The 423-nt window shown below is 66.0% G+C and carries 1 pseudogene; it reads left to right on the forward strand.

Annotated elements, in window-relative coordinates:
* Positions 1 to 110 precede the first annotated feature (110 nt).
* Positions 111 to 423: pseudogene (eno, locus tag NE591_RS12680) on the forward strand (phosphopyruvate hydratase); the annotation flags it as partial.

Genomic DNA, 423 nt, shown 5'->3' on the forward strand with positions numbered 1-423 from the left:
GCGAAGATAGCGAAGAACAGCACCTCCACGTACAGAGCCGCCGCGCAGGCGAGCACCGAGGCGAGCACATTGCACACCGGTTCGTCCAGTGCCCGCAGCGAAAGCGAGAAGACAAGAGCCGCTATCTGGGTAAGGGCACGCTGGATGCCGTGGCCCATGTGACCAACGAGATCGCCGACGTGCTCATCGGCCTCGAGGCCGAGGATCAGCGCATGGTGGACGCCGCCATGATCGAGGCCGACGGCACGGAGAACAAGGGCGTGTTCGGTGCCAACGCCATCCTGGGCGCTTCTTTGGCCGTGGCCAAGGCTGCCGCGGAGGCCGCCGAGCTGCCGCTGTACACGTACGTGGGCGGTGCGAACGCGCATCTTCTGCCGACGCCCATGATGAACATCCTGAACGGCGGCCTCCGCGGCAGCCTTG

The organism is Adlercreutzia sp. DFI.6.23 (genome assembly GCF_024462535.1).
GTDB lineage: Bacteria > Actinomycetota > Coriobacteriia > Coriobacteriales > Eggerthellaceae > Adlercreutzia > Adlercreutzia rubneri.